Genomic DNA, 22989 nt, shown 5'->3' with positions numbered 1-22989 from the left:
GTCAGCCTCCCCGGCTCTTTCTAGAGGTAATCCCTGCGGATTTCCGACACGGCGTTCTCGTGTGAGGAGAACCCTTCGTAACGCGCCAGTGTGCGGGCATGTTTTGCAAATTCCGGATAGGCGGAAGCCGTCACATAGCCGATGGACGACCGCTTGACGAAATCCGTTACCGAAAGCGGACCATAGGTCCGCGCCCAGCGGCTGGTCGGCAGCACGGCGTTCGGGCCAAGGCCGAAATTGCCGATGACGACCGGCGTGTGCGGTCCCATCAGGATTTCGGCAGCTTCGGTGATATGGCCGAGATGCGCGAACGGATCGGTAGAAAGAAGCTCCAGATGTTCCGGCGCATAGTCGTTGATGAACTTGTAGCTCTCTTCCACGGATGACGTCAGGACGATACCGCCATATTTGCCGGTAAGCACGGTTTTGGAGAAGCCGACGCGCTGTTCGGTCATGCGCGCCCAATGGTCCGGCAATGCAGCCAGCGCCTCTTCCGCGACGCGGCGGCTATGCGTGACGAGCCACGCCGACGAGTCCGGGCCATGTTCCGCCTCGATCAGGAGGTCGAGTGCCGCAAGTCCACCCTTCACCGTATCATCGGCAAAAATGACAGCCTCGGAAGGGCCAGCAGGCAGGCCGGGATCAATGACACCGCCAAGCAGGCGCTTGGCTGCAACCACCCATGGGCTGCCGGGGCCGACGATCTTGAGCGCCGGTTTCACCGTTTCTGTGCCATAGGCGACAGCAGCGACTGCCTGCGCGCCGCCGACCTTATAGACGGTTTCCACACCGGCAAGTCGTGCGGCAACGAGTGTTGCGGCATCGACCGAACCATCCGGTGTCGGCGGGGTGACGATGGCAAGATCAGGCACGCCTGAAACGACAGCCGGAACGGCGGTCATCATGGTGACGGACGGAAAGGCTCCCTTGCCACGCGGAATATAGAGCGCGACGGAGCGGATCGGGGTGAAGCGGTCGCCCGCAAAGGCGCCCGGACGCATTTCCTTCAGCCACATGGCCTCCGGCTTCTGCTCCTCGTGGAAATGGCGGATATTATCGATGCCGAACTGGATGGCGTCGATCACGTCTTTTTCCACCTTGTCGAACGCGGCATCGAACTCGGCTTCCGTTGCCTTGATGCTCGCCGGATCGACTTCTGCCTTGTCGAGATCGCGCGCAAAGCGGACAAGCGCCGCGTCGCCTTCGGTGCGAACGGCTTCGATGATCGGCTTGACCTTCTCGATAAAGCCCGACAGGTCGGTTTCCGAGCGCTTGAGAAGTTCGGCGCGCGCTGCGTCGTCCAGTTTAGCCAGTTCGTGAAAAGAAACATCGGACATGATCGGCTCCTTGCTGGTTGCGGAGGTGGCGCAACCGGTCATTTCGATTTGAGGAAGATGTCGAGCCCGACCAGCCGGTCGAGCAGAAAGATAGCAGCAGCGGCACAGGCGATGAAGACGACGGAGATGGCCGCAAGGTCCGGTGTGATGATGGACCGGATCGAATTGTAGATCTGCACCGGCAGCGTGACGATGCGTGCATCGACCAGAAGCAGGCTTACCAGAAATTCGTTCAGCGCCAGAATGAACATCAAGAGCGAGCCGCTGATGACGCCCGGCACGACGACCGGCAGTGTGACGAAGAAGAAGGTCGAGATCGGCCCAGCCCCGCAATTGGCGGCGGCGAGTTCCAGATCGGCATCGAGATTGGCGGCACTTGCCGTTACGGCCCAGATCATGAAGGGCAGATTGATGACGCAGGCTGCAATCCCTACCGGCCAGAGCTGGCCCAGAATTCCTGCCTGACCGAAAACCAGCATGAGACCGATGCCGGAACCGATCAGCGGAATGGTGAAGGGCAGCAGCAGGTAAATCTGGATTGTCTTTTCAAACCGCACGGCATATTTCGCTAGCGCTATGCCAGCCAAGGTCCCGACCGGAATGGCGACAATGGTGCAGATGAAGGAGACATAGAGCGAGCGCAGGAATGCATCCCAGAGGTCGCTCGTTCCGGCGATCTTCTGATACCATTTCAGCGAGACCCCTTCCGGCGGGAAGGTAATCATGTTGCCGGATGTGAAGGAGGCTCCAAGCACCACGATGGTCGGTGCGGAAAGCAGCACCAGAACGGCGATCACGAATGTCCATATGACGATGGATTTTGACAGTGGCGAGGTCATTTGCGCGCCCTCCCCATGGCAAGCGTACCGGCCCCGAACAGCGTGAACACGATCCCGACGAGGATGGAACCGACGCCGACCAGAAGCAGCCCAAGCGTTGCGCCCAGTCCCTGATCGGATGTGCGGAAGAACTGGTCATAGATCGCATTGGCGATGAAATCCTGCGACCCGCCGCCAAGAATGGCCGGTACGGCAAAATCGGTGAGCGACAGCGTCATTACCACCAGTCCAGCGCCGATCAGGCCTGGACGGGCCATAGGCAGGACAACATGGGCGAAGGTCCGCAGCCAGTTCGCACCGAGCGAACTCGCCGCCGCTTCCATTTCCTCCGGTATGGCCGTCAGGGCTGGCGCCAGCATCAGCACGGCGAATGGCAACATATATTGAATGAGGCCGAACAGAACTGCCGGATAATTATAGAGTAGCCGCATTGGCGCGATACCGACAAGGCCAAGCGCTTCGTTGACCATGCCCTGATTACCGAGAATGATGAGCCAGCCATAGGCGCGCACGACCTGACCAATGAAGAAGGGCAGGAACAGCGCGATCAGCAGGAATTTGCGCAATGCAGCCGATGGCGTGCGCACCATGAGATAGGCATAGGGAAATGCCAGAAGAAGCGTGAATGCGGTCACGACGAGCGAGCCGAACAGGCTGCGCCATGCCACGGTTGCAAAGAGGCTTTCCGTCAGTGCGCGCTTGTAATTGGCGAGCGTGTAATAGTCCGACATCAGGAACGTCGAAGTGTCGAGCGTGCGCAGGCTGGTATCCGCGATCTGGATCAAGCCCAGCACCAGCAGTCCGACCAGAACAATCGCCGGAAGCAGCATCAGATAAGGCACGGCGCGATTGAACCGCGCGGGCCACAAAAAGGCTGCGATTGCTTCCAGCGCGTCCATGATGCGCCATGTCATGGGATAGGCAGTGCGTGCCGCTCGCATGTTTCAATTCCTGAATGTTTGCCCGAAATGTTTGCCCGGATATGTCGGGCATCAGGATCGCCCTTTCGGGCGACCCGTCTTGTTTTCACGGAGCTGGATCAGCCCTGCATGATGGCCTTGAACTTCGAGAACCATTCGCTTTCGTTTTCCACCTGCACCTTTGCCGAAATACGGATGAGGTGTTTGAAATCCTCGTCCTTGGTCGGATAGGCCGGGTCGTTCACCAGATCGGCGGGCGGGGTCAGGCCCGGCACGACACCCGGCAGGCCAAGGCCGTCGAGCCAGACCTGCTGCGCATCCTTGGTAAGCGCGAAATTGATATATTCCTTGGCCCAGTAAAGTTCGTTTTCCGGTAGGCCCTTTGGAATCCAAAGGCCGTCTGTGTCGAACTTCGCGCCCTCTTCCGGAACGGTCCAATCGATCTTGACGCCGTTCTTCTGGGCTTCGCGCGCATTGGTGGAAATGGTGCAGGCCAGATCGATTTCGCCCTTCTGGAACCAGGTGGTGAAATCCGGGTCTTCGCCGAGAAGCGGCTGCTGCTGCTTCACCTTGGTGATGAAATCCCATGCGGGCTGCATGTTGCCCGGAATGTCTTCCAGCTTGCCGCCACCGGCAACCTGCGCCGGGAAGTGGAAGCCGATGCCATCATTATAGAGCGCAATGCGTCCCTTGAACTTCGGATCGAGCAGAGCGTGCCACGACTTCGGCGGGCCATCCGGGAAGGCTTCCGGACGATAGGCCAACACATAGACATAGCCATAGGTGTTGACGATCGGATAGCCGTCGAGACCAACCGGCTTGGCAAGATCGGTGGTGTTCTTGAGATTGGACAGGTCCGACAGGTCTTCCGTCACGCCGCGCAATGCCGATTTGGTCGCATTGGTGGTCGTATCCCAGTTGACGTGGATCGGTGGAACACGCTTCTGCGCGACCGCAGCCCAGAGCTTCGGCTGGATTTCGTTGTCTTCCGTCAGGTCGTGACGGATGGAAATGCCGGTCTTGGCAGTAAACGGATCGGAAACGCCGGCTTTAAGCGCCTCCACCCAGCTGCCACCCCAGGCGCGCACGATCAGTTCCTTCGGCTTTGCCGGCTCTTCAGCAAATGCGCGCGACAGGCCGAGCGATGTCGTGCCGGCTGCAGCGGCAAAAGCGCCTGCGCTTTGCAGGAAGCGGCGGCGGTCGAGTATCAGAAAAGGTTTCTTCAGATTGCTCATTTTGTTTCTCCTCTGGAGTTTCCCCGTAACGTTTTAGTTCATGCGGCAAAGACGATGAGATCGCGGGCGTTCCAGCCAAGATGCACGGTTTCACCTTCCGCAAACTGGCTATGGCCGATGGGATCGTGGTCGAAGACGCGCATCAACACGTCTCCCAAGGCAGGAACCCGCAATTCATAGACGATGCGTTCGCCTTCAAAAATCGCGTCGGTAACGATGCCTTCAAGCACGGTATCGAGTTCTGCATGTGCCGCGGCGCTGCCGCCAATACGGATCTGTTCGGCGCGGATTGCACACGAGACATTTGCGCCGGAGCCAATCGGTCCGCGCCCCTCGCCTGCCACACCTACCAGAGCTATTCCGGCATCGACCCGCACGAGATTGCTGTCGAGCGAAGACGCCTTGCCGGAAATGAAATTGGTGACGCCGATGAAGTTCGCCACAAAGGCGTTGGACGGATTGCGATAGGTCTCGGATGGCTGTGCCATCTGCTGAATTTCGCCACCATCCATGACGATGATTTCGTCAGATACGACGAGCGCTTCGCGCTGGTCATGGGTGACATTGATGGTCGTAACGCCAAGTTCTCGCTGGATGCGGCGAAATTCAAGCTGCATTTCCTCGCGCAGCTTGCGGTCGAGTGCCGCCAGAGGTTCGTCGAGCAGAAGCAGGTCCGGTTCGAAAACGAGGGCGCGCGCGATGGCGACACGCTGCTGCTGGCCACCGGAAAGCTCGTGCACGCGCCGTTCGCCGAGGCCGTTCAGACGAACGAGGTCGAGATAGCGTTCCACCCGCTCAGGGATAGAACGCGCATCGAAGCGGCGCATTTTCAGCGGAAAGGCGACATTTTCAGCGGCCGTCATATGCGGGAAAAGCGCAAGCTTCTGAAAAACCATGCCGATGGAGCGCTTGTGCGGCGGTACGGCGCTGACAGCTTCATCGTTGATGAATATTTCACCGATGCTCGGTTTCTGGAAACCGGCGATGAGGCGGAGAAGCGTCGTCTTGCCGGAGCCGGATGGCCCGAGAATGGTCAGAAAACGGCCCTTGGCGAGATCGAAAGATGCCGCACGCACGGCATGGAAGCCGTTATAGATCATGCTGACATTGTTGACCGATACGGCAGCCGGTCCGTTGGAGACTTTACGGCCAGTTCCGGTTTCGGTTGTATTCATCGTTGTTTCCCATTTCAGTCAAAGTACCGGAAGGTATTTTATGAAGTTATTTCAATCCTGTTTCACAATCCGCTGATATTCCGCTGGAGAGTATCAAATGGATGCAAGGTAGCCTCCGTCTATCGGGATCACCTGCCCCGTGACATACGACGACGCAGCGCTTGCCAGAAACACCACAGCGCCCGCAACATCTTCCATCGCGCCGAAACGGCCCTGCGGAATCTTGCCCAGCATCGCCTTCTGCCAGTCGTCATTCTCGTAAAACACATCGGTCATGGCAGTGCGGAAATAGCCCGGCGCAATGCCATTGACGCGGATGCCGGAAGGCGCCCATTCTGTCGCCAGAGCATGGGTCATGCCCATGAGGCCGGATTTGGAAGAACCGTAGGGAGCGGCGGTTGGCACACCGACATAGGAGGTCAGCGAGCACAGATTGATGATCGTTCCCCCCTTTCCGCTGTCCGTCATCTGGCGGGCAGCAGCCTGCGCACAGAAGAACGCGCCTTTGAGATTGGTCGCCACGATGCGGTCCCAAAGCGCCTCGTCCACATCGAGCGAGGGGCGGATTTCTTCATAGCCTGCATTGTTGACTAGAATATCAAGACCGCCGAGCGCTTTCGAGGCTTGCGCGACAGCGGCTCCACAGGCGGCAACATCGCGCACATCGAGCGAAAGGGTGGCCGAGGCGCGGTCATGGGCGGCGATACGGGATGCCGTTTCGGAGAGGTCGTCGGACTTGCGCGCTGTAATGGCGACATCGGCACCAGCCGAGGCTAGCGCTTCGGCAATGGCCTGTCCCAGTCCCCGGCTTGCACCGGTAACCAGCGCTTTACGCCCGCGAAGGTCGAAAAGCGATAAAACCTGCATCATGTTCCCCTGCGGACCTTTGGCAAAACAATATTGTTGCCCGAACTTCTAACTGTTCCGGGTCGAATGTTTAGCAATTTTTTGTGGTCTGCCCAGCATAGGAACATCTTTTTCATAACTTGTCTATACATATATATACAAAATTGGATTTTAGTCTTAGAACTTCTCTCCCAAAGGCGCGCGACAAGTGACGCGCTGCACCAGAGGAGAACGTGAATGGCGCAGGAAAATGCCCGGTTTGGCGATCTGATTCGGCCCGAAATCCGTGGTCTCAGCCCCTATAATGCCGGTCTCACCATTGCCGAGGTGGAGGCGCGCTATCATCCTCCGGCAATCGCAAAACTCGGCTCCAACGAGAACCCGCTTGGACCGTCACCCAAGGTGCAGGCGCTCTTTTCCGGTGCCCATGATCTGCTGCGGCTCTACCCCGACCCGTCGGGACGCGAACTGGCGCAGGAAATTGCGATCGAGTTCGACTGGCCGCAGGACCGCATCATTCTCGGCAACGGATCGGAAGACCTGATCGGCGTAATCTGCCGCACCGTTTTGCGGCCGCGCGACCGGGTGGTCACACTTTACCCGTCCTTTCCGTTGCACGAGGATTATGCGACGACCATGGGGGCAAGTGTCGAACGGGTTGAAGTGACGCCGTCGCTTGAAGTCGACGTTGATGCGCTGGTGGCTGCAGTTGCGACCGCTCCACGTCTCGTGATGTTCGCAAATCCGCTCAATCCAGTCGGGAGCTGGCTGACACCGGAGGCTTTGCAGCGCGTTGTCAATGCGGTCTCGCCGGAGACGTTGCTGGTCGTTGACGAAGCTTATGCTGAATATGCAGCCGGTGACGATTATCCGTCTGCCGCCACACTTCTGCGCGACAGTGGCCTTCACTGGGTGGCGCTGCGTACCTTCTCCAAGGCTTATGGGCTGGCCGGTGTGCGTCTGGGATTCGGGCTTGTCAGCGACCTGGAATTGCGCGGGTTTCTGGACCGCGCCCGCACACCTTTCAACGCCAATGGCATTGCACAGACTGCGGGGCTGGTTGCGCGCCGGGATAAAGACCATCTCGCAAAGGGTATCGCGCTTGCGCTTAGCGAGCGGGACCGGATGGCCGGTTTCCTGAGCGATCGACAAATCCGTTTTGCGCCCTCCAAGGGGAATTTTCTGTTCATTGACGTGAAATCGGATTCTGTTGCGTTTGCCGAAAAACTGCTGGAAGACGGCGTCATCGTGAAGCCTTGGAAGCAGCAGGGCTACACGACTTTCATCCGCGTCAGTGTCGGCGCACCGGAAGAAAATGATCTTTTCATGCGCACTTTCGAAAACGCCACAGGACTGGCTTGAGTTTGAAAGCAGGTTTCGGGAGGCTGTCTCCTGATCTCGTGCTAGAAAGGTCTCATGAGAGACCTTTTCGACCAGATTGAACCGCGTAAAATCCTGGCGCCGGGCGCCGTGCTTCTGCGTGGCTTTGCGCTTCCAAGTGAGGATGCTGTTCTGAAAGCCGTGGCCGATGTTTCTGCCGTGGCCCCCTTTCGCCATATGACCACGCCGGGCGGATATCGCATGTCGGTTGCGATGACGAATTGTGGAGAATTCGGCTGGGTCACGGACCGGACCGGCTATCGCTACAGTACCGACGATCCGGAAACCGGCCTTCTCTGGCCGACGATGCCGGATTCCTTCCGCGCGCTTGCCCAAACTGCTGCTCGTGAAGCCGGTTATCCTGATTTTGCGCCGGATGCCTGTCTCATCAATCGTTATGAACTGGGTGCGAAACTTTCATTGCATCAGGACAAGGACGAACAGGATCTCAACAATCCGATTGTTTCGGTGTCGCTCGGTCTGCCTGCGACTTTCCAGTTTGGCGGGTTGAAGCGAACCGACCCGATTGCGAAATATATCCTGCATCACGGTGACGTGGTTGTGTGGGGCGGACCTTCACGTCTCTTCTATCATGGCATACTCACCCTGAAGCGCAGCGAGCATGAAAAACTGGGTCCGTTTCGCCTCAATCTGACATTCAGAAAATCGCGCTGACAGTTGCCAAACGCGGTTTTCGGAACGGACAAGCGACAGAAATCGCCTTTTAATTGCGGCGAAGGACCGTTCATTGTGCGGCGATTTTGTGGCAAGTGGAGTTTTAGTTAAACGCCCCGCCGTCGCTTTTACTCTCCGGACGCTCCTTCGCAACCTTATCGCGGTAGCCACTGGCTCGGTAGGCGGCAATCGGTTCGATGGCCCCGCCGGTGCGGCGACGTGCTTCCGCGAGGATCGGTTCGCCGTCGGTTCTATAGGCGCGTTTCAGGGTATCGGATGCCATCAGCGCATCGTTTTCCTGCTGATAGGTTTCCAGTGCCTCACGATCCACCAGAAGCGCCTGCGCATAGGCACGGCGGATTTCATTGGCGGATGAGATCAGGCTCTCCAGCGGGTCGGTCACATTGTGCGACTGGTCGATCATATGGGCCGGATGGAAGTCGGCCACACCACGATAATCTGCATCCACCAACTCATTGAAAACAAGGAATAATCGATACGGATCGATAGACCCGGCATCGAGATCATCGTCGCCATATTTGCTGTCGTTGAAATGGAATCCGCCGAGTTTCCCGAACTGAATCAGCCGCGCAACGATCATTTCGATATTGGTGTTGGGCGCATGGTGGCCAAGATCGACCAGACATTGTGCCTTCGGCCCTAGTGTCGAGGCGATGAGGTAATTGGTGCCCCAGTCCTGCACCACCGTCGAATAGAAGGCCGGTTCATACATTTTGTGTTCGGAGAACAGGCGCCAGTCGTCGGGTAGTGCGTGATAGATTTCACCCATGGAAGCCAGATAGCGCTCAAAGGCGCGGGTGAAATTCTGCTGGCCCGGAAAGTTGGAACCATCGCTCACCCAGACGGTCAAGGCTTTGGAACCTATGGCTTTTCCGATTTCGATACATTCGATATTGTGCTCTACGGCTTGCGCCCGCACTGCCGGATCGACATGGGTAAGCGACCCGAATTTGTAAGAAAGATTCTGGTCTGCGCCGTCGGCAAATGTATTGGAGTTCATGGCGTCGAAGCCGAGACCAAGCGCTTCGGCATGGGCTTTGAGCTTCTTCGGATCGGCCTTGTCCCATGGAATATGCAGGGAAACATTCGGTGTGGCACGGCAAAGCTCGTTGATGACGGCGCAATCATCGAGCTTGTCGAAAATGCCGCGCGGTTCGCCCTTTCCCGGAAAGCGCCCAAAGCGGGTGCCGCCTGTGCCTGTGCCCCATGAAGGCACGGCCACGTAATAGGCCGCCACCTTGTCTGTAATCGTGTCGATCTCGATGCCACGGCGCAAAAGCTGTTCGCCGAGCGCCTGATAATCACTCTTCAATGCATTTTCGAAACCGGAATTATGCTCGGCGATGAAATCTGCCGCAATGCGTTGCTCGGACATGGTTCCTCCCAGAATGTCCAGATTATATGGTCAGCGCGGAAAACTCTGCTGGTTTCCGGCGTCGACATTGATGATGTTGCCGGTCGACTTGGCCGAAGCATCGCTTGCAAGAAAGTAGATGGCTTCGGCAATGTCTTCGGGGAAGACATTCAGCTTCAGCATGGAGCGCTTGCGATAATGTTCCTCAAGCTCGGAAACATCAATCTTCGAGGATGCTGCACGCTGTTCGCGCCACTCGCCGTCCCATATCTTGGAGCCGCGCAGGACAGCATCCGGGTTGACCACATTGACGCGGATTCCGGCATCTGCACCTTCCAGCGCCAGACAACGCGCCAGATGGATTTCTGCGGCCTTTGCAGCGCAATAGGCCGAAGCATTGGGCGAAGCTGCAAGCCCGTTCTTCGAGGCGACAAATACCACATTGCCGCCGATTTGCTGGCGGCGGAACAAGCGAAACGCCTCCCGCGAAACGAGGAAGTAGCCGGTCGCCAGAATGTCGATATTGCGGTTCCACATGGAAAGTTCGGTGGCTTCTACCGGCGCGGATGATGCAATACCAGCGTTGGAAACCAGAATGTCGATGCCGCCTAGCTCGACACTGGCTTCGACAAACGCACTCGCGACGCCTTTTTCGTCGGTGACGTTCAGTTCGACACTGCGCACCTGATCGGCACCAAAGCGCTTTACGAGATTTTCGTGAGCGATTTTGAGCGATCCTGCATCGATATCCGCCAGAACCACGCAAGCACCCTCGCCTGCCAGCCGTTCTGCTGTGGCAAAGCCGATGCCACCAGCGCCGCCGGTAATGAATGCAATGCGCCCCGCGAGGCTCTTCGGCTTTGGCATGCGCTGCAGCTTGGCTTCTTCAAGCAGCCAATACTCGATATCGAAGGCTTCCTGTTCAGGCAGGCCCTGATATTCCGATACGCCGGATGCACCACGCATCACATTGATCGCGTTGACATAAAACTCACCGGCGATGCGCGCAGTCGCCTTGTCGCGTGCGAAGGACAGCATGCCGACACCGGGGATCAGGAAAATTACCGGATTGGGATCGCGCATCTTCGGCGAATTGTCGTGCTTGCACGCCTCGTAATAGCGCTTGTAGTCGGCGCGATAGGCTTCCAGTGCACCCTCAAGTCCGGCAACCACGGCATCGATATCGGGCTTGGCCGGGTCGAAATTAACGACCAGCGGACGGATTTTGGTGCGCAGGAAATGGTCCGGGCAGGAGGTGCCGAGTGCCGCGAGCGGATGCAATTCTTTCGAGTTCACGAATTCCAGCACGGCATCCTGATCATCGAAATGACCGAGCTTGCGCTCATCCTTTCCGATAAGTCCGCGAATTTCCGGCATCAGCCGCGCGGCAATGGCCCGGCGCTCGGAAACTGGGAGGCTCTGCGTGACAGCGCCGCCGAAAGCAGGCTTGCCTGCCGTCTTCTGATCCAGCCATTCAATGGCCTTGTTGATGATGGCGAGCGTGGTTTCGTAGCAGGCTTTAGCATCATCGGCCCAAGTGAAAAGTCCATGACTTTCAAGGACAACGCCCTTTGCCTTGGGATTTGACTTCACGAAGGCTTCAAGGTCAAGACCGAGCTGGAAGCCGGGACGACGCCACGGTAGCCAGCCGATTTCGCCACCGAAAATCTCGCCCGTCAGTTCACGGGAATTCCGGGATGCGGCGATTGCGATGACCGCATCGGGATGCATATGGTCCACATGCCTGAAGGCGACAAAACCATGCAGCGGCGTATCAATGGAAGCGGCGCGCGGGTTGAGATTGAAGGTGCAGTGCGGCAGGAAACCGACCATGCGGTCCTCGTCCTCGACACCCTTATAGATACCTTTCAGCGCGTCGAGCTTGTCCTGATAAAGCGTGGCAAAGCCATCGAGCTTGATTGTGCCGACATCACCGCCCGAACCCTTGACCCAGAGAACCTGAACTTTTTCGCCAGTCAGCGGATCGGTTTCCTCCACCTTGGCGGAAGTGTTTCCGCCGCCGTAATTGGTGATGCGCTTGTCGGAACCGAGCAGATTGGAGCGGTAAAGCAGCTTGCCCGGCTCATCCATCGTTGCTGCTCTGGCGTCATCCCACCGGTTTTCGAGAAGCCTGCTCTGGGCCACCATGTCATCCTCCCAAGTCTGTTATGGTGAATCGCAAGCCGCCTGTACGTTGCATGCCCGTTCAATGTGCCAGCGATCATGTTGCGGCAGATATGACGTATCAAACGAATTGCTGTCAATCACAAACGATCATAATCAATCATTAATGTGATTATCGTGCGCCATTGTGATTGTTTATGATTGACAGGCGCGACATTTATGCCCGATACAAAGACAAGGAGGAGCCATGCACGAAAGAGAGCGCCACCGCATCATCCTGAGTGCTGTTCAGGAAAAGCCGGTGATTACCATTCAGGATCTGGTGGAATTGACGGAGGCGTCGGAAGCGACCCTTCGCCGGGATATTGCTTCTCTCCATATGCAGGGCCGTATCAAGCGCGTGCGTGGTGGCGCAGAGGCTATTCATCCGCCGCAGTTCGGCAATCTTGCGGGCCGTCCTTTCAAGGTTTCGGAATCGGAAAACGCGGATTGCAAGCGCGCAATAGCTCGTGAAGCGGTTGCGCTGTGCGAGGAAGGCGACAGCATCATCATTAATGGCGGGTCCACGACTTTCCAGATGGTGCATTATCTTGCTCCGCGCCGCCTTCAGGTGCTGACCAATTCGTTTGCCATCGCCGAACATCTTCTGCACCAGTCGAAAAGCACGGTGATCGTGCCCGGCGGTGCGATCTATCGCGACCAGAGCCTTATCCTGTCACCTTTCGACAATGACGTTATTCGTAATTTCTACGGACGGCGCATGTTTATGGGCTGTCAGGGGATCAGCCCGCTCGGCGTCATGGAATCCGATGCGCTGATCATCCAGAGCGAACAGAAACTGATGGGCCAGGCGGACGAACTTGTCCTGATGGTCGATTCAACGAAATTCACACGCCGTTCCAGCCTCATCCTTTGCCCTCTCGACCGGGTCAGCACGCTGATCACCGATGACGGCATTTCGGATGAAGCGCGGCGCATGGTGGAAAATGCGGGCATCCGGCTCATCGTGGCGCAGGTCTCCGCAAATGCTGGCAAGGGCGACCCACGGGAGGATTCCGCCGAGGTGGCCTGAGCCGGAACAAGCGAAACATATGTCTTTATACTGGGAGGAATGAGACATGAAACTTTTCAAGAAACTGGCATTAGGCACTGCACTGGCCGTTGCCTTCATGGCTGCCCATGCGCAGGCCGCCGACATGAAGATCGGGCTTGTTGCGAAGTCGCTCGGCAACGGCTTCTTTGAAGCTGCCAACAAGGGCGCGCAGGAAGCTGCGAAGGAACTGGGCGGCGTAGAGGTCATCTATACCGGCCCGACCACCACGACGGCGGAAGGTCAGATTGAGGTCATCAATTCCCTGATCGCGCAGGGCGTGGATGCCATCGCTATTTCGGCCAACGACCCGGATGCTGTCGTCCCTGCCCTGAAGAAAGCCGCACAGCGCGGCATCAAGGTGATCTCGTGGGATTCGGGCGTCGCACCTGAAGGCCGTATCGTCCACCTCAACCCGTCTTCCAACGAACTGATCGGCAAGATGTGTCTCAAGCTCGCAGCCGATCACCTGCCGGACGGCAAGGGCGATTTCGCGATCCTGTCTGCCACCACCACCTCGACCAACCAGAATATCTGGATTGGCGAGATGAAGAAGCAGCTCAAGGACTTCCCCGGCCTCAATCTGGTGACCACCGTTTATGGTGACGACCTGGCCGACAAGAGCTACCGCGAAGCGCAAGGACTGCTGACTTCAAACCCGAATGTGAAGGTCATCGTGGCACCGACGACTGTTGGCGTTCTCGCTGCCTCGCAGGCCGTGAAGGATGCAGGCAAGATTGGTGATGTCTATGTGACCGGCCTTGGTCTTCCGTCCGAAATGGCCGGCGCCATCAAGACGGGTGCAACCAAGGAATTCGCCATCTGGAACCCGATCGACCTTGGCTATTCGGCAACCCAGATTGCCTATCATCTTGTAAAGGGTGATGCCGATGGCAAGCCGGGCTCGGAAATCGAAGCCGGACGCATGGGCAAGATCAAGATTGGTGACAATGGCGAAGCCGCAATGAGCGATCCGTTCGTCTATGACGCGTCGAATATCGACGAATTCTCCAAGGTCTTCTGATCGGTAAGCGCGTCCCGAAAAGTGGAAACCGGTTTTCGGAAAAGATGCGCGTACAAAAGAAGCGGCATTGGATATGCAACCCCAATGCCGCCTATCGTTTTCCAAACCCGACTTCAGGTATCTGCTATGAATGCAGCCTTTCAATCCAGCGGCCTATCCGGCGGAGAGCCGACGCTTTCCACCACGGATCAGCCCATTCTGGAAATGCGCGGCATAGCCAAGACGTTTCCGGGCGTGCGTGCGCTTGATGACGTGAACATCGCGCTTTATCCCGGCAAGGTGACGGCGCTGATCGGAGAGAATGGCGCTGGCAAATCCACGCTTGTGAAAATCCTGACTGGGATCTATCAGCCCGACGAAGGCGAAATCTTCATCGACGGCAAGCCGGTGCATTTCGCAACTGCACAGGATGCGACCGATCACGGCGTAACGGCCATTCATCAGGAAACCGTGCTCTTCGACGAATTGTCGGTGGGTGAAAACATCTATCTCGGCCATGCGCCCCGCACGAAGTTCGGTTTCGTCAACTGGAAGGCTGTTTATGCACGCTCGCAGGCGTTGCTTTCGTCGCTCGAAACGACTGTCGATGCCCGTATCAAGCTGAAAGAACTGTCCATTGCCCAGCGCCATCTGGTCGCCATTGCCCGCGCGCTGTCGGTGGATTCGCGCATCGTCATCATGGATGAGCCGACCGCGGCGCTCTCGCGCAAGGAAGTGGACGATCTGTTCCGCATCGTGGCGCGGCTAAAGGCACAGGACAAAGCCATCCTGTTCATCAGCCACAAATTCGATGAAGTATATGAAATCGCCGATAATTACGCGGTTTTCCGCGACGGGCACGCCGTCGGCCACGGCACGCTTGCTGATACGCGGCAGAATGAGATTGTCCGCATGATGGTCGGGCGTTCTGTCGAACAGGTTTTCCCCAAGCAGGATGTCGCCATCGGCAAACCAGTGCTCAAGGTCGAAAATTATTCGCATCCAACCGAATTTCGCGACATTTCCTTTGAGCTGCGCAAGGGTGAAATCCTTGGCGTCTACGGCCTTGTGGGGGCCGGTCGCTCGGAATTTGCACAATCGCTGTTCGGCATCACTAAGCCTTCCCATGGCCGCGTGACGCTCGAAGATCGCGAGATCAGCATCCGCCGTCCCGGCGATGCGGTGGCGCATGGCATCGTCTATGTGCCGGAGGAGCGCGGACGCCACGGGGCCGTGCTGCAACTGCCGATCTTCCAGAATGTATCGCTGCCGTCGCTTGCCCGCACCTCGCGCAATGGTTTTCTGCGCATGGCGGAAGAACTGGCGCTGGCGCGCAAATATGCCGAGCGTTTCGACCTGCGCGCCGCCGCCCTTTCCGTACCGGTAGGTACGCTGTCCGGCGGCAACCAGCAGAAGGTCGTCATCGGCAAGTGGCTCGCGACCAATCCGAAGGTCATCATTCTCGATGAGCCGACCAAGGGCATCGATATCGGTTCCAAGGCAGCGGTTCACGCCTTTATCAGCGAATTGGCTGCAGAAGGGCTCAGCATCATCATGATCTCGTCGGAACTGCCGGAAATCATCGGCATGTCTGACCGTGTGATGGTCATGCGCGAAGGGCTGATGGGAGGCATCTTTGAGCGCGCCAGCCTCGACGCGGAAGTGCTGGTGCGCGCCGCCACCGGAAACACGGAGTAGACGATGAAACAGTCGCTCAAGCAGCGCGAACTCCTGCTTCTTGTCATCATCGCTATTCTGGTGGGGCTGTTCGCAAGCCGCGCTCCGGGTTTTGCCAGCGCGCATAATCTGGTGAATATTTTCAACGACACGTCCATCCTCATCATTGTCGCGCTTGGACAGATGGCGGTGATCCTGACCAAGTCTATTGATCTGTCGGTCGCCGCCAACCTCGCCTTTACCGGCACGGCAGTGGCGATGCTGAATGCGACCTATCCGGGCCTGCCGCTCGTGTTTCTCATTGTGCTGGCCATCGGCATCGGCGCGGTTCTGGGCGCCATCAATGGCATTCTGGTCTGGAAGCTCAACATTCCGGCGATTGTCGTCACGCTTGGCACGCTTACCATCTATCGCGGCATGGCTTTTGTGCTCTCCGGCGGCGCGTGGGTGAACGCGCATCAGATGACCGCACCCTTCCTCAACACGCCGCGCACGTCCTTTCTTGGCCTGCCGCTCCTCGGCTGGACGGCGATCCTGATTGTGGCGCTCGTCTATGTACTGCTGACGCGGACATTCTTCGGCCGCGCGCTTTATGCTTCCGGCGGCAACCCGACCGCCGCCGTCTATGCCGGGATCGACGTCGGCCGCACGCGCTTCTTCGCCTTCGTGCTGTCGGGTGCGCTCGCCGGGCTTTGCGGCTATCTCTGGGTGTCGCGCTACGCCGTCGCCTATGTGGATGTTGCAGCCGGATTCGAACTCGACAGCGTTGCGGCCTGCGTCATTGGCGGCATCTCGACACTTGGCGGGATAGGTTCTGTTGCCGGTGCGGTTCTCGGTGCGCTGTTCCTCGGCGTCATCAAGAACGCACTGCCGGTCATCGACATATCGCCCTTCTGGCAGATGGCGATTTCCGGCTCTGTTATCATCTTGGCCGTGATCTTCAATGCACGACAGGAAAAGCGGCGCGGACGCATCATCCTGCGCGACAAGGCTGCAAAAACTTACGAGGAGGTTGCGGCATGAATAATGAACAGCGCCGTCATATCCCCGACCGGCTCGGAACGCCATTCTCCCGCATCTTCGCAAGCTGGGAAATGCTTTTGCTTGGCGTGGCAATTGCGATCTTCATCGCTAATTCCTTTACCTCGCCCTACTTCCTCAATGCCTGGAACCTGTCGGACGCCACGTTCAATTTCACCGAAAAGGCATTGATCGCCTTTGCGATGACGCTTCTCATTATTTCCGGTGAAATCGATCTTTCGGTCGCCGCGATCATTGCGCTCGCCTCGACGGCGATGGGGGCAGCGACGCAGGCAGGTGTCGGCACACCCGGCCTCGTGATGATCGGCATCGGCACCGGCCTCGTCTGCGGCGCAATCAATGGCGGGCTGGTGGCCGGGTTGAAACTGCCATCCATCGTTGTGACCATCGGCACGATGAGCCTTTTCCGCGGTATTTCCTATATTGTGCTGGGCGATCAGGCCTTTGGCGGCTACCCGGCAAGCTTTGCCTATTTCGGACAGGGCTATGTTTTCTGGGTGATCTCTTTCGAATTCGCACTGTTCGTTCTGTTTGCCGTTCTGTTCGGCGTGCTGCTGCACTGGACCAGCTTCGGACGCCGCATCTATGCCATCGGCAACAATGAATTCGCAGCGCGCTTTTCCGGCATCCCAGTCGAGAAAACCAAATTCGTGCTCTTCTTATTGACCGGCGTGATGAGCGGTATCGCCGCCGTCTGCCTCACCTCGCGCCTTGGCTCGACACGCCCATCCATTGCACAAGGCTGGGAACTGGAAATCGTCACCATGGTCGTGCTGGGCGGCGTGTCGATCCTTGGCGGCTCGGGCACAATTGTCGGCGTGGTGATTGCGGCCTTCGTCATGGGCCTTGTGACCTTCGGGCTTGGGCTTCTCAATGTGCCGGGCATCGTCATGTCGATCTTCATCGGCCTCCTGCTGATCGTCACCATTTCACTGCCGATCCTCATCCGGCAGTTCAAAACGAGGCGTGCAGCATGACTAGCGAACGCTATGCATTTCGCATGAAGCTCAATCCGGGCATGGAAGCGGAATATCGCCGCCGTCATGATGAGATATGGCCAGAACTGGTGGACCTTCTCCACAAGGCAGGTGTGTCGGATTACGCGATCTATCTCGATGAAGAGACCAATATCCTGTTCGGCGTGCTGGTACGTAAGCCCAATCACGGCATGGCCGCCCTGCCTGATCATCCGGTGATGAAAAATTGGTGGGTGCATATGGCGGATATCATGGCAACGAATGCCGATAATTCGCCGGTTTCCGTGGACCTCAAGCCAGTGTTTCACATGCCATGAAGCGCATTGCCATTCTGGATATAGGCAAAACAAACGCTAAAGTCGTTGTGCTTGATGCGGCAAGCGGCGAAGAAATCGTCGCAAACCGCATCTCCAATACGGTGCTGTGCGATGGCTCCTATCCACATTATGACATCGAGGCTCTGTGGCGCTTTTTCCTGAAAAGCCTTGCCGCTTTTGTCAAAGAGCCGGGCTTCGACGCCATTTCCATCACCACGCATGGCGCGGCGGCGGTTCTCGTCGCGAAGGACGGCACGCTGGCCATGCCTGTCCTCGACTATGAACTCGACTATCCGGCTGAAATCCGCGCGGCCTATGCGGCCATAAAGCCGGATTTCAAAGATACATTCTCGCCACCGCTGTCGCTCGGCCTTAATCTCGGTGCGCAGCTTCATTATCTGAAGACGGTATTTCCCGCCGATTTTGCGCGGACGCATTTCATATTCACCTATCCACAATATTGGGCATGGCGTCTGACCGGCATTGCCGCTTCGGAAGTGACCTCGCTGGGCTGCCACACCGATTTATGGCTACCGCAGAAATCCGCCTTCTCGCCCCTCGTTGACCGGCTGGACGTTCGCGCAAAATTCCCGCCGCTTCGGTCTGCCTTCGATGCGTTGGGCGAAGTTCTGCCCGAGATTGCATCAGAAATCGGCCTTTGCAAAGCCGTGCCGGTTCTTTGCGGCATTCACGATTCCAATGCATCGCTGCTCGCGCATCTAATGGATCGGGAGGGCCCGTTCTCGGTCGTCTCGACCGGGACGTGGGTGGTGAGTTTCGCCGTTGGCGGCAATTTCGACGGGCTTGCCCCGGAACGCGACACGCTTGCCAATGTCGATGCCTATGGTCGTGCTGTTCCATCCGCCCGTTACATGGGCGGGCGCGAATTCGATATCATGACGGAAGGATTGACCGTCCCCCCGGTCATCGACCAGCCCGATATTGCAGCAAAGGTTCTGGCGCAGCACATCATGGCGCTGCCGTCAGCCGTGCCGGGTTGCGGTCCCTATCCGAGGTCCAATCTTCGCTGGATCAATGTTGACACAGCCAGCGATGCAGAGCGCTATGTAGCCGCCTGCATCTATGCGGCGCTGATGACGGAAACCTGTCTCCATCTGCTGGGTGCCGATGGACCGGTTATCGTCGAAGGGCCGTTTGCCGGAAACCCGGTCTATCTTGAAGCGCTGGCGAATTTTACGGGACGAGACGTCGAAGCTGTATCAGGATCGACCGGCACGTCGCTTGGTGCCGGATTGCTCGCAGGTGCAACGGTTCCGGAGAAACACGGCAGGATTTTCAGACCGGGCAATGAAGCCTACGCTGATTACCGAAAGCAATGGATAAAGAATACGACATAAATTACTGAAATAATATATAATATGCCCGGAAATAAAATGATCTCTGGGTTGTTTTCCTAACATGTCTCCCAAAACCGGTTCCCACTTTTGGGAGACATGTTCTAGTTCAAAGCTTTCTGCCGTGTCTCCACATCGATGAAAAAGGCGATAATACCGGCCAGCGCCAGAAGTCCCGCAAACAGTGCCACGGCGACATAGAAGCTCTGGCTGATGACGAGTGCCAGCGCGGACGGCGCAAGCAAGCCGCCAAGGCGGGCCATCGCACCCGCCGCTCCCATTCCGCTTGCGCGCAATCCCGTCGGATAAAGCTCCGGTGTGAAGGCATAGAGCGCGCCCCATGTGCCAAGCAGGGCAAAGCTCATGATGAGAATGGATGCACCGACAACCGCTGAACTGTTGGCCACTGTAAAGAGAGCACAGGCAGCTGCGCTGATGAACAGAAAGGTGATCAACGTCTTCTTGCGTCCCCACGCTTCCACGCCATAGGCGGCGAGTGCGTAGCCCGGCAATTGGGCCAGTGCAACCACGACAAGGAAGCCGTAGCCGCGGACGAAGCCAAACCCATCACCGGCAAGCTTGGCCGGTATCCAGGTGAAAATACCGTAATAGGACACCGAAACGAGAAACCAGATTGCCAGCGTCGTCAGCGTGCGCTGGCGCAGATTTGGCGACAGAAGCTTTTCGCCTGTCACCATAAGGGGCGCTTCAAGCCGGGCCTTCGGCGGTAACTCCGGTTTGCCATTACGGCGAAGCACGCGGTTCATGACCGATTTGGCTTCTTCCGGGCGTCCCGATTTCAGAAGATGCATCGGGGATTCCGGCACCCAGAGGCGCAGCCAGATGCCGATGAGCGCCGGCGCAGCGGTGACGATGAAGATATAACGCCATCCATCTTCTACGCCTGCAAGGCTGGTGGCCCATGCCGCAAGGGCGATGACAACGGTGCCGACCGCCCAGAAACCTTCGAGCATGACGAGCCAACGGCCGCGATTTTTGGCGGGAAGGAATTCGGCCATCATCGCATAATCGACCGGCAATGTTCCGCCGACTGCCACGCCCGTCATGAAGCGCAGGAAGAGCAAAATGCTGAAACTTGGCGCAAATGCCGAAAGCAGTCCGAATACGGCATCACAGGCGACAGTGATGAGAAGCACGCGACGGCGACCATATTTATCGGCCAATCGTCCGAATACGGCTGCGCCGATCAGCATGCCGAGAAAGAACAGCGTGCCGGTCTGCAATGCTTGTGGGACGGTCAGGCCAAAAGTCTTTGCAATGGCAGCACCGGTAAAGCCGACCGCCAGCACCTGCATGGCATCGGCGGCCCAGACAAGGCCAAACACACCCAGAAGACCGCGCTGAAATGCGCCCGTACCCGCCTGATCGAGCGTCTGTTCGATGGTAACTTTCATGCCGCGACGTGTCCCCTGCTACCGGCTGAAGATATGCTGCCTTTTACAGCGCCGACGATGGGCTGCTGTCAATCGCCCTTTTCAGATATTGCCCGATCTTTTGCCTGCAAATATTCCCAGAAGCTCTCGGCATGGGCCGGAAGTGCCGCATCGTGACGATAGATACGGACCTCAACCGTGAAATCCCAATAGGGATCAGTTGAGGCTGGCACAAGTTCACCGCGTTGCAGTTCATCATAAATGAGGCTTTCGGGCAGCCAGGCCATCCCCCAGCCTGCAAGCGCCATGGCCTTCAGACCGATCGACATGGTGTTTTCGTGAACCACCTGACGCTTGAACGCGGTACCGGATGCAAATTTTTGCGACAGGGCAGCGCCAAAGAAGGAAAAGTCGCCATAGCTCAGATATGGCAATGGCTCCCCGCTGGCAACGGCATGATCAAGGATCGGGCCTGTCGGAGACGGGCGCGAGACCGGCATCAGCCGTTCCGTGCCGAGCACGATATAAGGAAACTGCGTGCGGTCGATCAGGATCGGCACTGAATTATGCGCATAGGTCAGGAAGAAATGAACCTCTCCTTCCGTCAGCGTCGCGATATTGTCCTCGAAGCCACCCCGATCCGGACTGAGCAGAGAGCGTATGCTGCCAACATCGTCATCGATCTGCTTCAGCCAGTGCGGAAAGAATGTGACTGTCAGCGTGTGCAAGGCTGAAAATGTCAGGACGGGGTTTTTGACCTCGCGGCTCGGCTGCAGCGCCTTGCGTGTGTTGTAGAACTGGCGAACGGTATCCTGCGCGACCGGCAGAAAGGTTCGTCCCTCGCGAGTAAGCTCTGCAGGAAAAGTCGCGCGATTGACGAGAGTAACGCCAAGCCAGAGTTCAAGCTGCTTGATGCGACGGGAAAACGCGGATTGCGTCACATGCCGGGTATCCGCCGCGCGCGAGAAACTAGACGTTGCCGCCAGCGCGATGAAGTCTTCCAGCCATTTCAGTTCCATTGGGTCGGGGCCTTTCCAACAAAGGGCAATAAGGCAGTATGTTTGGTTCGGCTCGAACGAGACCTTTTTCCTGCTACCTTACCCCTTATGCAATTTCTGCATAGTGATTGCAAAACATAGCATTGGCAGCTCTCAAGCTTTTTCCATACCGTCCGGTAAAACTGTTAAACGCGCATCTGTTCCGAAAACCGCTTCACGTTTTTCGGAGTGCGCATAATCAATCACATAGATGTCCGAGGACGTGTTTTGGCCAGGGTAATTTATTTGAACGGCGCTTTCGTTGCTGAGAACGAGGCGAAAGTGTCGGTGTTCGATCGCGGCTTTCTGTTTGGTGACGGTATTTACGAAGTCAGCGCTGTCATCGATGGCCGCCTTGTTGATAACGAACTTCACCTCGCCCGTCTGGAGCGCTCCGTCAGGGAACTCGGAATTCCGTTGCCTGCTTCGCTGGACGCCATTCGCGCCGCACAGATCGAGCTGATGAAGCGCAATGAACTGCATGAAGGCGTCGTCTATATGCAGGTGACGCGCGGCGAAGCCGAACGCGATTTCGTCTATACCGACGACATCAAGCCGAATTTCGTCATGTTCACGCAGGCCAAGAACCTCGCCAATTCGCCGTCGGTCCAGAATGGCGTAAGGGTGGATATTGCACCGGATACGCGCTGGGCGCGCCGCGACATCAAGACCGTCATGCTTCTGGCGCAGGTGCTGGCAAAGAAGCAGGCCAAGAGCAAGGGCTACCATGAAGTCTGGCTGGTTGAAGACGGCTTCGTTACCGAAGGCGGTTCATCGACGGCATTCATCATCACCAATGACAATGTGCTGGTAACGCGGCCGAACTCGCACGCTATCCTCCCTGGCTGCACGCGTCGCGCCGTGATCAAGATCGCGGAAGAACAGCACCTTCGCATTGAAGAGCGCCTGTTCACGGTCGATGAGGCGAAGGCCGCCAAGGAAGCGTTTCTCACGAGCGCATCAAGCTTCGTGACGCCAATCATCGGCATTCAGGATCATACGATTTCCGACGGCAAGCCGGGGCCGGTCACCCGCCGTTTGCAGGAGATCTACATGGATATGGCTCGCACGGGATCTGAGCCGGTACTTCAGCCGTAACTAACGAACGGGTTTTGCCTGCGAGGTTGCGAACAAGACCTGTTTTCTGCAAAACGATAGAATCCTAGAGCAAGGCCCGTCGATGCGGGCTTTC

20 protein-coding genes are annotated in these 22989 nt (G+C 57.5%); 10 read left to right on the top strand and 10 right to left on the bottom strand.

From position 1 onward, the window contains the following. Positions 1-20: 20 nt before the first annotated feature. The 6 genes from hisD to AAE521_RS00380 all read right to left on the bottom strand — a co-directional run bounded on the left by hisD (position 21) and on the right by AAE521_RS00380 (position 6373). Complete coding sequence (hisD, locus tag AAE521_RS00405; protein ID WP_071633697.1) at positions 21-1337, bottom strand: histidinol dehydrogenase; 1317 nt, start codon at positions 1335-1337, stop codon at positions 21-23. Between the two features lie 38 nt (positions 1338-1375). After that, positions 1376-2176, bottom strand: coding sequence for an ABC transporter permease (locus AAE521_RS00400; protein ID WP_071633662.1), 801 nt, complete (start codon positions 2174-2176; stop codon positions 1376-1378). Then, a complete protein-coding gene (locus AAE521_RS00395; RefSeq protein ID WP_071633663.1) occupies positions 2173-3117 on the bottom strand; it encodes an ABC transporter permease in 945 nt (314 codons plus the stop codon). Before AAE521_RS00395 ends, AAE521_RS00400 begins: the two co-directional genes overlap by 4 nt. Positions 3118-3215: 98 nt before the next feature. Further along, complete coding sequence (locus tag AAE521_RS00390) at positions 3216-4331, bottom strand: ABC transporter substrate-binding protein (protein WP_010658776.1); 1116 nt, start codon at positions 4329-4331, stop codon at positions 3216-3218. A 38-nt stretch (positions 4332-4369) separates the two neighbouring features. After that, on the bottom strand, positions 4370-5506 hold the full coding sequence (locus AAE521_RS00385; RefSeq protein WP_342060233.1) for an ABC transporter ATP-binding protein: 1137 nt from the start codon (positions 5504-5506) through the stop codon (positions 4370-4372). A gap of 93 nt (positions 5507-5599) precedes the next feature. Then, complete coding sequence (locus AAE521_RS00380) at positions 5600-6373, bottom strand: SDR family NAD(P)-dependent oxidoreductase (protein WP_071633666.1); 774 nt, start codon at positions 6371-6373, stop codon at positions 5600-5602. A 216-nt stretch (positions 6374-6589) separates the two neighbouring features. On the opposite strand from AAE521_RS00380, the gene AAE521_RS00375 reads away from it, so the two are divergent. Continuing rightward, complete coding sequence (locus AAE521_RS00375) at positions 6590-7714, top strand: histidinol-phosphate transaminase (RefSeq protein WP_342060232.1); 1125 nt, start codon at positions 6590-6592, stop codon at positions 7712-7714. Positions 7715-7768: 54 nt separating this feature from the next. Further along, entirely contained in the window at positions 7769-8407 is a 639-nt protein-coding gene (alkB, locus tag AAE521_RS00370) for a DNA oxidative demethylase AlkB (RefSeq protein ID WP_071633668.1), read from the top strand. A gap of 103 nt (positions 8408-8510) precedes the next feature. Here alkB and rhaI read toward each other — a convergent pair whose 3' ends face one another. Together rhaI and AAE521_RS00360 are read right to left on the bottom strand one after the other, a co-directional pair. After that, positions 8511-9803 carry an L-rhamnose catabolism isomerase gene (rhaI, locus tag AAE521_RS00365; RefSeq protein WP_071633669.1) on the bottom strand — a complete coding sequence of 431 codons (1293 nt, stop codon included), beginning with the start codon at positions 9801-9803 and terminating at the stop codon, positions 8511-8513. 30 nt (positions 9804-9833) lie between these two features. Beyond that, positions 9834-11930, bottom strand: a complete 2097-nt coding sequence (locus tag AAE521_RS00360) for a bifunctional rhamnulose-1-phosphate aldolase/short-chain dehydrogenase (RefSeq protein ID WP_342060231.1) — start codon at positions 11928-11930, stop codon at positions 9834-9836. 223 nt (positions 11931-12153) lie between these two features. Here AAE521_RS00360 and AAE521_RS00355 point away from each other — a divergent pair, with 223 nt between their 5' ends. The 7 genes from AAE521_RS00355 (at position 12154) to AAE521_RS00325 (ending at position 19369) form a co-directional block, all read left to right on the top strand. Beyond that, positions 12154-12978 carry a DeoR/GlpR family DNA-binding transcription regulator gene (locus AAE521_RS00355; protein ID WP_071633671.1) on the top strand — a complete coding sequence of 275 codons (825 nt, stop codon included), beginning with the start codon at positions 12154-12156 and terminating at the stop codon, positions 12976-12978. A gap of 46 nt (positions 12979-13024) precedes the next feature. After that, on the top strand, positions 13025-14020 hold the full coding sequence (rhaS, locus tag AAE521_RS00350) for a rhamnose ABC transporter substrate-binding protein (RefSeq protein WP_071633672.1): 996 nt from the start codon (positions 13025-13027) through the stop codon (positions 14018-14020). A gap of 126 nt (positions 14021-14146) precedes the next feature. Continuing rightward, positions 14147-15697 (top strand): sugar ABC transporter ATP-binding protein, encoded by a 1551-nt coding sequence (locus AAE521_RS00345; protein WP_342060230.1) that lies wholly within the window; start codon positions 14147-14149, stop codon positions 15695-15697. A gap of 3 nt (positions 15698-15700) precedes the next feature. Next, on the top strand, positions 15701-16699 hold the full coding sequence (locus AAE521_RS00340) for an ABC transporter permease (protein WP_071633673.1): 999 nt from the start codon (positions 15701-15703) through the stop codon (positions 16697-16699). Beyond that, positions 16696-17694 carry an ABC transporter permease gene (locus AAE521_RS00335; RefSeq protein ID WP_071633674.1) on the top strand — a complete coding sequence of 333 codons (999 nt, stop codon included), beginning with the start codon at positions 16696-16698 and terminating at the stop codon, positions 17692-17694. Before AAE521_RS00340 ends, AAE521_RS00335 begins: the two co-directional genes overlap by 4 nt. Next, positions 17691-18011: an L-rhamnose mutarotase gene (rhaM, locus tag AAE521_RS00330; RefSeq protein WP_071633675.1), complete on the top strand. Its 321-nt coding sequence runs from the start codon at positions 17691-17693 to the stop codon at positions 18009-18011. Before AAE521_RS00335 ends, rhaM begins: the two co-directional genes overlap by 4 nt. Further along, on the top strand, positions 18008-19369 hold the full coding sequence (locus AAE521_RS00325; RefSeq protein WP_071633676.1) for an FGGY-family carbohydrate kinase: 1362 nt from the start codon (positions 18008-18010) through the stop codon (positions 19367-19369). Before rhaM ends, AAE521_RS00325 begins: the two co-directional genes overlap by 4 nt. A gap of 101 nt (positions 19370-19470) precedes the next feature. Here AAE521_RS00325 and AAE521_RS00320 read toward each other — a convergent pair whose 3' ends face one another. Beyond that, positions 19471-20781 (bottom strand): MFS transporter, encoded by a 1311-nt coding sequence (locus AAE521_RS00320; protein WP_071633677.1) that lies wholly within the window; start codon positions 20779-20781, stop codon positions 19471-19473. Positions 20782-20849: 68 nt separating this feature from the next. Then, positions 20850-21779, bottom strand: coding sequence for a LysR family transcriptional regulator (locus AAE521_RS00315; protein WP_071633678.1), 930 nt, complete (start codon positions 21777-21779; stop codon positions 20850-20852). A gap of 264 nt (positions 21780-22043) precedes the next feature. On the opposite strand from AAE521_RS00315, the gene AAE521_RS00310 reads away from it, so the two are divergent. Continuing rightward, positions 22044-22895, top strand: coding sequence for a D-amino-acid transaminase (locus AAE521_RS00310; RefSeq protein ID WP_371264652.1), 852 nt, complete (start codon positions 22044-22046; stop codon positions 22893-22895). Positions 22896-22989 lie beyond the last annotated feature (94 nt).

The organism is Brucella cytisi (assembly GCF_038433355.1).
Taxonomy (GTDB): domain Bacteria; phylum Pseudomonadota; class Alphaproteobacteria; order Rhizobiales; family Rhizobiaceae; genus Brucella; species Brucella cytisi.
Note: the sequence above shows the minus strand (reverse complement) of the source record. Positions and strands in the feature narration are given on the sequence as shown.

Bases quoted from the DNA above. Each gene is read 5' to 3' on its own strand.
- hisD (WP_071633697.1), bottom strand. From the start codon at position 1,337: ATGTCCGATGTTTCTTTTCACGAACTGGCTAAACTGGACGACGCAGCG.
- AAE521_RS00400 (WP_071633662.1), bottom strand. From the start codon at position 2,176: ATGACCTCGCCACTGTCAAAATCCATCGTCATATGGACATTCGTGATC.
- AAE521_RS00395 (WP_071633663.1), bottom strand. From the start codon at position 3,117: ATGCGAGCGGCACGCACTGCCTATCCCATGACATGGCGCATCATGGAC.
- AAE521_RS00390 (WP_010658776.1), bottom strand. From the start codon at position 4,331: ATGAGCAATCTGAAGAAACCTTTTCTGATACTCGACCGCCGCCGCTTC.
- AAE521_RS00385 (WP_342060233.1), bottom strand. From the start codon at position 5,506: ATGAATACAACCGAAACCGGAACTGGCCGTAAAGTCTCCAACGGACCG.
- AAE521_RS00380 (WP_071633666.1), bottom strand. From the start codon at position 6,373: ATGCAGGTTTTATCGCTTTTCGACCTTCGCGGGCGTAAAGCGCTGGTT.
- AAE521_RS00375 (WP_342060232.1), top strand. From the start codon at position 6,590: ATGGCGCAGGAAAATGCCCGGTTTGGCGATCTGATTCGGCCCGAAATC.
- alkB (WP_071633668.1), top strand. From the start codon at position 7,769: ATGAGAGACCTTTTCGACCAGATTGAACCGCGTAAAATCCTGGCGCCG.
- rhaI (WP_071633669.1), bottom strand. From the start codon at position 9,803: ATGTCCGAGCAACGCATTGCGGCAGATTTCATCGCCGAGCATAATTCC.
- AAE521_RS00360 (WP_342060231.1), bottom strand. From the start codon at position 11,930: ATGGTGGCCCAGAGCAGGCTTCTCGAAAACCGGTGGGATGACGCCAGA.
- AAE521_RS00355 (WP_071633671.1), top strand. From the start codon at position 12,154: ATGCACGAAAGAGAGCGCCACCGCATCATCCTGAGTGCTGTTCAGGAA.
- rhaS (WP_071633672.1), top strand. From the start codon at position 13,025: ATGAAACTTTTCAAGAAACTGGCATTAGGCACTGCACTGGCCGTTGCC.
- AAE521_RS00345 (WP_342060230.1), top strand. From the start codon at position 14,147: ATGAATGCAGCCTTTCAATCCAGCGGCCTATCCGGCGGAGAGCCGACG.
- AAE521_RS00340 (WP_071633673.1), top strand. From the start codon at position 15,701: ATGAAACAGTCGCTCAAGCAGCGCGAACTCCTGCTTCTTGTCATCATC.
- AAE521_RS00335 (WP_071633674.1), top strand. From the start codon at position 16,696: ATGAATAATGAACAGCGCCGTCATATCCCCGACCGGCTCGGAACGCCA.
- rhaM (WP_071633675.1), top strand. From the start codon at position 17,691: ATGACTAGCGAACGCTATGCATTTCGCATGAAGCTCAATCCGGGCATG.
- AAE521_RS00325 (WP_071633676.1), top strand. From the start codon at position 18,008: ATGAAGCGCATTGCCATTCTGGATATAGGCAAAACAAACGCTAAAGTC.
- AAE521_RS00320 (WP_071633677.1), bottom strand. From the start codon at position 20,781: ATGAAAGTTACCATCGAACAGACGCTCGATCAGGCGGGTACGGGCGCA.
- AAE521_RS00315 (WP_071633678.1), bottom strand. From the start codon at position 21,779: ATGGAACTGAAATGGCTGGAAGACTTCATCGCGCTGGCGGCAACGTCT.